The sequence below is a fragment of the Actinomycetospora sp. genome (assembly GCF_055612215.1).
Genome location: NZ_JBVPVA010000831.1, coordinates 1 through 8354 on the forward strand (window position 1 = coordinate 1; position 8354 = coordinate 8354).

General features: G+C 74.8%; 9 protein-coding genes. 5 read left to right on the forward strand and 4 right to left on the reverse strand.

Going from position 1 to position 8354, the window contains the following annotated elements; translation table 11 throughout:
* Both AC0CYZ_RS22655 and AC0CYZ_RS22660 read right to left on the reverse strand, forming a co-directional pair.
* On the reverse strand, positions 1–705 hold a 705-nt coding region (locus AC0CYZ_RS22655), incomplete at its 3' end, for a phosphotransferase family protein (protein ID WP_472219505.1).
* Positions 702–1325: a TetR/AcrR family transcriptional regulator gene (locus tag AC0CYZ_RS22660; protein WP_472219506.1), complete on the reverse strand. Its 624-nt coding sequence runs from the start codon at positions 1323–1325 to the stop codon at positions 702–704. The genes AC0CYZ_RS22660 and AC0CYZ_RS22655, both read right to left, overlap by 4 nt.
* A 114-nt stretch (positions 1326–1439) precedes the next feature.
* Here AC0CYZ_RS22660 and AC0CYZ_RS22665 point away from each other — a divergent pair, with 114 nt between their 5' ends.
* From AC0CYZ_RS22665 to AC0CYZ_RS22685, 5 genes are read left to right on the forward strand one after another with little or no spacing between them, the layout of a single operon-like run.
* Positions 1440–2681, forward strand: coding sequence for a CaiB/BaiF CoA transferase family protein (locus AC0CYZ_RS22665; protein WP_472219508.1), 1242 nt, complete (start codon positions 1440–1442; stop codon positions 2679–2681).
* Complete coding sequence (locus AC0CYZ_RS22670; RefSeq protein WP_472219510.1) at positions 2678–3481, forward strand: enoyl-CoA hydratase/isomerase family protein; 804 nt, start codon at positions 2678–2680, stop codon at positions 3479–3481. Before AC0CYZ_RS22665 ends, AC0CYZ_RS22670 begins: the two co-directional genes overlap by 4 nt.
* Positions 3478–4398: an amidohydrolase family protein gene (locus tag AC0CYZ_RS22675; RefSeq protein WP_472219512.1), complete on the forward strand. Its 921-nt coding sequence runs from the start codon at positions 3478–3480 to the stop codon at positions 4396–4398. Before AC0CYZ_RS22670 ends, AC0CYZ_RS22675 begins: the two co-directional genes overlap by 4 nt.
* On the forward strand, positions 4398–5930 hold the full coding sequence (locus tag AC0CYZ_RS22680) for a class I adenylate-forming enzyme family protein (RefSeq protein ID WP_472219514.1): 1533 nt from the start codon (positions 4398–4400) through the stop codon (positions 5928–5930). Before AC0CYZ_RS22675 ends, AC0CYZ_RS22680 begins: the two co-directional genes overlap by 1 nt.
* Positions 5927–7174 (forward strand): acyl-CoA dehydrogenase family protein, encoded by a 1248-nt coding sequence (locus tag AC0CYZ_RS22685; protein WP_472219516.1) that lies wholly within the window; start codon positions 5927–5929, stop codon positions 7172–7174. Before AC0CYZ_RS22680 ends, AC0CYZ_RS22685 begins: the two co-directional genes overlap by 4 nt.
* On the opposite strand, the gene AC0CYZ_RS22690 is transcribed toward AC0CYZ_RS22685, so the two are convergent.
* Both AC0CYZ_RS22690 and AC0CYZ_RS22695 read right to left on the reverse strand, forming a co-directional pair.
* Entirely contained in the window at positions 7171–7812 is a 642-nt protein-coding gene (locus tag AC0CYZ_RS22690; RefSeq protein ID WP_472219518.1) for a LysE family translocator, read from the reverse strand. The genes AC0CYZ_RS22685 and AC0CYZ_RS22690 overlap by 4 nt on opposite strands.
* Before the next feature lie 63 nt (positions 7813–7875).
* Positions 7876–8354 (reverse strand): carboxyl transferase domain-containing protein (locus tag AC0CYZ_RS22695; protein WP_472219520.1); only part of this gene is annotated, 479 nt, incomplete at its 5' end.

An 8354-nucleotide genomic window follows, 5' to 3' on the forward strand; every position in this document is an offset into this window, starting at 1 on the left:
GAACCCGAAGCGCCACGCCCGCACGCAGGCCCAGCCCAGGTCCTCGCGCGGGTCCCCGACGTGGGCGAGCTCCCAGTCGAGCACCGCGCTCAGGCCCTCCGGGGTGACCAGCAGGTTGCCGTGGCGGAAGTCGCCGTGGACCAGCGCAGGGCGCACCGGCGCCGGCCGGTGCTCCGCCAACCAGCGGAACGCCACCTCGAGCGCCGGCCGGGCCTCGCCGAAGGCGTCGTGGGTGGCCCGCAGGGCCTCGAGCGCGTCGGGGACGCGCTCGAGGGTCGGGACGTCCGCGGGGTCGACGCCGTGGATGCGGGCGAGGACCCGCCCGAGCTCCCGGGCGAGTCCGGCCCGCGCGGCGGCGTAACGGTCGTCGCGCAGCAGCCTCGGCGGCAGGCTCTCCCCCGGGACGTGGGCCATCACCAGGGCCGGCGTGCCGGTCGCGTCGTGGCCGTCCCCGACCGCCACCAGCTCCGGGACCGGGACGCCGGCCCGGGCGGCCGCCCGGAGGCACTCGGCCTCCCGCGCCATCGCGACCGGGTCCGCCGCACCCGGCGGGTCGCGACGCAGGACGAGCGCGCGGCCGTCGAGCCCGAACGACCACGTCTCGCGGCTCGCGCCCGCCGAGAGCCGGCGCAGCCCGGTGACCTCACCGCCGAGCACGTCGGCGAGGGCGGCCGCGAGGTCGGCCTCGGTGCGGGGCGTGGTCACGGGCGGTGACCCACCGCGTCGAGGGCGATCGCGCGGTGCCGGCGGACGATCTCCTCGGCGTCCAGCGCTCCCCCGGGCCGGTACCAGATCGCGACGCTGGTCGCAGCCGCCGTGACGAACCGCGCGGCGTCCTCGGGGTGCGCGGTGGTGAACGCGCCGCGGCGCACCCCGTCGCGCACGACGCGGTCGAACAACCGCTGCTGGGCGTCCCGCTTGGCGACGATCAGGGCTCGTCCCGGGGCCTCGAGGGCGCGCAGCTCGCTGTTGCCGATGAGGCTCTCCCGCTGCGACTCCATGTGCACGCGCACGTGCGTCGCGACGATCGCGCCCAGGCGGTCGGCGGGATCGGGCCCGGCCAGGTCGAGGGCCTCCTCGGTCGCGCGCACGAGGATGTCGAGCCCGCGGTCGCAGATGGTGACGAGCAGCCCCTGCTTGGAGGCGAAGTGGTGGTAGAGCACCGCGGCGCTCGTGCCCGCGGCCGCGGCGATGTCGCGCACCGAGGCGCCGTGGTAGCCGTGGGCGCCCATCACCTCGACCGCCGCCGCGAGCAGCGTCGCGGCCGTCGGCTCGTCGTCGGGCCGCACGACGACCGTCGGCGCGGGACCCACCACGCGGACCATGGGGCGCACCCTAGCGGCGTCGAACGGGCGTTCACCAGGCCCTTGACGGGCTGAGCAGCCACTCCTAGCTTGCGTTGAACGCTCGTTCGACGGCGAGGGCGGAGGTGGTGCGCGGTGGCGGGTCCCTACGCGGGGTTGCGGGTCTTCGACCTCAGCCACGTCATCGCCGGCCCGTTCTGCACGCGCCTGCTCGCCGACCTCGGCGCCGACGTCGTCCGCGTCGAGCAGCCCTCGGGGGACCTGATGCGGGCCCTGCCGGTGCCCGTCGGCGACCCGGCCGACCGCATCTCCAGCGCCTACGCCCAGTACAACGGCGGCAAGCGCTCGATCGGCCTCGACCTCAAGGACCCCCGCGGGATCGACCTCGCGCTGCGCCTCGCCGACTGGGCCGACGTCGTCGTCGAGAACTTCGCCCCCGGCGTACTCGTCCGGCTCGGCCTCGGGTGGGACGTGCTGCACGCCCGGGACCCCCGCACGGTGCTCTGTTCGCTCTCGACCTTCGGGACGGAGGGCCCCTACGCGCACCTCTCCGGCTTCGGGCTGGTCGCCGAGGCGTATTCGGGGCTGATGTCGCTCACGGGCGAGGAGGGCGGGCCGCCGATGCACTTCGGGACCGCGCTCGCCGACGTCAACTCCGCGGTGCACGCGCTGGCCGCCATCGGCGCCGCGCTCTACCGCCGGGACGCCACCGGCGACGGGACCCACGTCGACGTCTCCGCGTTCGACTCGCTGTTCGCGATGATCGACCAGCAGCCCGCCGCGGGCGCGTTCACCGGCGGCGAGGCCGTGCGCGGCAAGTACGGCAACCGGCACACGACGAGCGTCCCCTCGGGCGTCGCGACGTGCGCGGACGGCTCCCACCTGGCCTACGGGATGGCCGGCGACGTGTTCTTCGCGCGGCTCGTCACCGCGATGGACGCGCCGGACCTGCGCGAGCGCTACGGCACGGTCGCGGCTCGCGTCGCCGACCCCGGCCCGCTCTACGACCGCATCGAGGCCTGGGCCGCGACCTGGCCGACCGCCGACGCCCTCGTCGAGCACCTGGTCGGGCACGGCCTCTCCGCCGCCCGCGTCCGCGGCGTCCGCGAGAACCTCACCGACCCGCACCTGATCGCGCGCGGCACGCTGCAGCCGGTGGACTACCCGGGCCACGGCGAGGTCCTGGTCCCGACGGCGCCGTTCCGGTTCTCCGGCGCCGAGGTGCGCCCCGGGAAGCCGGCGGGACCCGTGGCCGCCGACACCGCCGAGGTCCTCTCCGACGTGCTCGGGCTGGACGACGCCGAGGTCGCGGAGCTGCACGAGGCCGGCGTCGTGCACGGCGCCCGGCCGGACCACGCCCGAGGAGGCACCCGGTGACGGTCACCCTGGAACGCTCGAACGACGGGCAGGTCGCGACGCTGCGGTTCGCGAGCGAGCACCCCCTCAACGTCCTCACGACGGCCACGCTCGAGGAGTTGCTCGCCCGGGTCCGGGAGGTGGCGGCGGACCGGGCCGTCCGCGTCCTGCTCGTCACCGGGACCGACACCGTGTTCACCGGCGGCGCCGACCTGGTCGACCTCTCCGCGCTCGACGACGACGCCTACCGCCACTACATCGCCACCGAGTACCGCCTGTTCGCCGAGGTCGAGGTCCTCCCGCTGGTCACCGTCGCGGTGATCGCGGGGCCGTGCGTGGGCAACGGCGCCGAGCTCGCCCTGGCCTGCGACTTCCGGATCTGTGCCGCCGACGCCCGGATCGGGCTCCCGGAGATGCGGGTCGGGTTCGTCGCGCCCGCGCAGCGCCTGACCGCCTACGTCGGGCTCGGGAAGGCGAAGGAGCTGCTCTACGGCGGACGGCTCCTGTCCGGCGCGGAGGCGCACGCGCTGGGCCTGGTCACGACCGTCACCGACGACCTCGCCGCCGAGACCGAGCGGGCGGCCCGACGCTTCGCCGGATACGCCCCCACCGCCCTAACGATCACCAAGCGCGGCGTCCACCGCTGCTACGGCATCGACGCCGACCCGCCCGGCCGGGCCTTCGACGCGGCCGAGCAGGAGGCGGCGTTCACGACGTTCCGCGGCCCCGACTACGCCGAGGGCGCGGCCGCCGCGCTCGAGGGCCGGCGCCCGGTCTTCACCAGCCCGCGACCCGAGCAGCCGGAGGCGCACCGCGCATGATCGTCGACTTCCTGGCCGGGGCCGTCCCCGACGCCGAGGCGTTCGCCCTGTCCGAGGCCGTCACGCAGGGCCGGTTGCGCGGCTACGCCGAGCACTTCGGCGGCGGGCTCGAGCCGGCGCGCACCCACGACGAGGTCACGCAGCGCTGGGCCGACGCCCGGGAGTCCGCCCGGGAGCGGGCGCCGTCGGAGGAGGAGTTCCTGGCCATGCTCGATGAGGGCGGCATCGACCTCGCGGGCGTCTACACCGAGTCGTTCGGGTCGCGCCTGGGGGTCCCGACCGCCGACAACCGGCTGGTGGCCGACGTCGTCGCCCGCCACCCCGACCGCATCGTCGGCTTCGCGGGCATCGACCCCTGGGAGCCCGACGCGGCCCGCCGCGTGGACGAGGCCGTGGGGAGCGGGCTCTCGGGCGTGGTGCTCTCGCCGTTCAAGCAGCAGCTCCTCCCCGAGGACCCGCGCATGGCCCGGGTCTACGGGCGCTGCGAGGCGCTCGGCGTCCCGGTCCTGCTCCACACCGGGATCAACTGGTCGCTCGACGCCGCCTACGACGTCGGCCACCCGCGCCACGTCGACGCCGTCGCCCGCGCCTTCCCCGACCTGCGGATCGTCTGCCTGCACGCGGCCTGGCCGTGGGTCGAGGACATGGTGATGGTGGCCTGGCGGCACCGGCACGTGTACGTCGACCTCTCCGCGCACCGCCCCCGCACCTTCGCCCGCCCCGGGTCGGGGTGGGAGCCGCTGCTGCGCTTCGGCAACCGGCAGCTCGCCGACCGGGTGCTCTTCGCCTCGACCTGGACGCTGCTCGGCATCCCGCCCGCGCAACTGGTCGCCGAGGTCCGCGACCTCCCGCTCGACGACGCCGTGACCGACCGATGGCTCGGCGGGAACGCGCTCGAGCTGCTCGGGAGGGCGTAGTGCTCGTCCACGAGATCCTCCGGAACCACGCGCGCGCCCGGGGCGGGTCGACCGCGGTCGTCGTCGGCGAGGACACGCACACCTACGGCGACCTGTGGCGCCGCGTCGAGCGGACGGCGGGCGCGCTGGCCGCCCGCGGCGTCGGGCACGGCGACCGGGTCGCGGTGCTGGCGAAGAACAGCCTGGAGTACGTCCAGCTCTACTTCGCCACCGCCGCGATCGGCGCGATCCTCGTCCCGCTGAACTTCTGGCACCGCGGCCCCGAGCACGCCTACACCGTCGGCGACGCCGAGCCCGCGCTCTGGTTCGTGGAGGCCGGCTACGACGAGGTCGCGCAGGAGGCCCGCGACGCGCACCCGGACCTGCCGGTGCTGCGGATCCCCGGCCCCGAGGGCGACCGCGCCGACTGGGACGCGTTCCTCGACGCCGCCGTCGAGCCGCCCACCGTCGAGGTCGGCGACGCCGACCTGCACATGATCCTCTACACGTCGGGGACCACCGGGCGGCCGAAGGGCGCGATGCTCTCCCACCGCCGCACCGTCGACGACGCCCTGGCCATGGCGACCGTCCTGCGCGCGCACGACCGCGACGTGTTCATGAACTACTTCCCGCCGTTCCACGTCGGCAACTGGGACCACATGAAGCCGTTCCTGCTGGTCGGCGGCACGGTGATCCTGCTCCGCGAGTTCGACCCCGGCGTCGTGCTCGACCTGCTGCCCCGCCACCGGGTCTCGGTGGTCCTCGGCGTCCCGACGATGCTGCACGCGCTCATCACCCACGAGCGCTTCGCGGCCACCGACACCTCGTCGGTCCGGCTGCTCTACTACGGCGCCTACGACCCGAGCGGCATCATGGACCGCACCGCGGACGCGCTCGGCGCCCGCGAGGGGAAGGTCGAGTTCGCCCACACCTACGGCCTCACCGAGGGCGGCCCGTTCGTCACCTGGTGCCCGCCGGCCGACGTCTTCGCGCGGTGGGGCTCGATCGGGCGGGCGATGCCCGGCGTCGACGTCGCGCTGCTCGACGACGCGGGCGCCGAGGTCCCGCCGGGCGAGCCCGGCGAGATCTGCGTGCGTGGACCCCGGATGAGCGGCTACTGGCGCAACCCGGAGGCGACCGCCGCCGCGCTGGCCGGCGGTTGGTTGCACACGGGCGACGTCGCGGTGGCCGACGCGGACGGCTTCCTCACGATCGTCGACCGCCTGAAGGACATGATCCGTTCCGGCGGCCAGAACGTGTGGTCGAAGGAGGTGGAGGACTGCCTGGCCCACCACCCCGACGTGGCCGACGCCGCCGTCATCGGCCTACCCGACCCGGTGTACGAGGAGCAGGTGGTGGCCGTCGTCGTGCCCGTCGGCGACGTCCCCCACGGCGAGGCCGCGGAGGCCCTGGCCGAGGACCTCACCGCGTTCGTCCGCGCCCGGCTGGCCGGCTACAACACCCCGCGGCAGGTGCACTTCCTCGCCGAGTTCCCCCGCACCGCCGTCGGGAAGATCCAGAAGCACGTGCTGCGGGAGAGGTTCGGAGCATGAGCGCGACGCCCACCGAGGAGTTCCTGACGGCGCTCGACGCGTTCGTCGCCGAGCAGATCGACCCGCTGCAGGCCGCCGACGACAACGAGCGGTTCTTCGACCACCGCCGCGAGTGGGCACGGACGGACTTCGAGCAGGACGGACTCCCCCGACCCGAGTGGGAGGAGCTGCTCGGCGAGGCCCGCCGCCGCGCCGACGCGGCCGGGTTCTACCGCTTCTCGCTGCCGCACGAGCTGGGCGGGCAGCACGCCTCGGACGCGGCGATGGCCGAGGTCCGGGAGCACCTCGCCCACCGCGGGCTGGGCCTGCACAACGACCTGCAGACCGAGCACTCGGTCGTCGGGAACCTGGTCTTCGCCCACCTGCTGCACCTGTTCGGGACGCCCGAGCAGCGCGAGGAGCTCGTCGAGGGCGTGATCACCGGGGAGCGCGGGCTCGCGTTCGGGCTCACCGAGCCCGAGCACGGCAGCGACGCGACGTGGATGGAGACCACGGCGCGCCGCGACGGCGACGACTGGATCGTCACCGGCGCGAAGCGCTGGAGCACCGGGGTGCACCGCGCGAGCCACGAGATGGTCTTCGCGCGGACCTCCGGCGAGCCCGGCGCGGCCCGCGGGATCACGGCCTTCCTCGTCCCCACCGACGCGCCCGGCTTCGAGGTGCCGTTCTACTGGTGGACGCTCAACATGCCCACCGACCACGGCGAGGTCCGCCTCGACGACGTCCGGGTGCCGTCCTCGGCGGTGTTCGGCACCGAGGGCGAGGCGCTCGCGATCGCGCAGACGTTCGTGCACCAGAACCGCATTCGGCAGGCGGCGTCGAGCCTCGGCGCGGCGCAGTACTGCATCGACCGCGCCGTCGCGTACGCCAGGGAGCGCCACACGTTCGGCCGGCCGCTCGCGACCAGGCAGGCGATCCAGTGGCCCCTGGTCGAGCTGCACACCGAGGCGGCGATGGTGCGGGCGCTGATCCGCGAGACCGCCACGGGCCTCGACGTGTGCCGGGAGACCGGCGCTCCCGAGGTCTCGATCGGCCACCAGGTCTCGATGTGCAACTACCGCGCCAACCGTCTGGTCTGCGAGGCAGCCGACCGCGCCATGCAGGTCTTCGGCGGCCTCGGCTACTCCCGGCACGAGCCGTTCGAGCACATCTACCGCCACCACCGCCGCTACCGGATCACCGAGGGGGCCGAGGAGGTCCAGATGCGCCGCGTGGCGGGACAGCTCTTCGGCTTCCTCGGCTAGGTCGCGCGGCCGCTCACCGCGACGCCGATCCCGAGCCCGATCACCGCGACGCCCCCGCCCGCCTCCAGCGCCGCGAGCCGGCGCGGCGAGCGGGCGAGCCAGGTCCGCGCCGTGCCCGCCGAGAGCGCCCAGATGCTGTCGAGCGTCACTGCGATCCCCGCGAAGACGGCGCCGAGCAGGACCAGCTGCGGGGTGACGCTGCGCGCCGGATCGACGAACAGGGGCAGGAAGGCCACGAAGAAGATCACGGTCTTGGGGTTCAGCGACCCCACCAGGACCCCGTCGAGCACGCTCCGCAGGACGCCCACCCGCGGGCGGGGGCCGGAGCCGGCGACGGCCAGGTGCGCGGCCGACGCGTGGCGGCGGCGGATCGCCGTGACGCCCAGGTAGACCAGGTAGGCCGCGCCCGCGAGCTTCACCACCGTGAACACCGTCGCCGACCGCTCGATGAGCTCCCCCAGCCCGAGCGCGACCGCGACGACCTGGAGCATCACCCCGAGGGCGTTCCCGACGACGGCCGCGAGGGCCCGCACCCGCCCGACGCTCAGCCCGCGCCCGATCGCGAACATCACGCTCGGCCCGGGGACGAGGATCAGCAGGGTGGCGGCGCCGACGAAGGCGGCGAAGCGGGGGTCCACGCACTGCACCGAACACCACACGCCGGAGCGCGTCGAGGTGGTTCCGACCCGCGCCCCGGCTACTCACCACGTGTCGACGTGGGGCCGCCGCTTCTCCGGCGGCGGCCCCACCGGGTGCGCGACGAACGAGGAGGCGATCCAGCGTCGGGTGTCGGCGGGGTCGATGACGTCGTCGATCTCGTAGACCTGCGCGACCGAGAGCGCGCGGCCCTTCTCGTACTCGGCGGCGACGCGGCGTTCGTAGAGCTCCTGGCGCGCCGCCGGGTCCGGGGCGGCGTCGAGCTCCTTGCGGTAGCCCAACCGGACGGCGCCCTCGAGGCCCATCCCGCCGAACTCCCCGGTCGGCCAGGACACCGCGAAAGCCGGAGCCTTGAGGCTGCCGCCCATCATCGCCTGGGCGTCCAGGCCGTAGCACTTCCGCGTCACGACGAGCCCGAGCGGCACCGAGAGGTTCCCGCCGACCGCGAACATCCGGCTGAGGTGCCGCACCGTCGCGTGGGTCTCGGACTCCGACCCGACCATGAAGCCGGGTGTGTCGCACA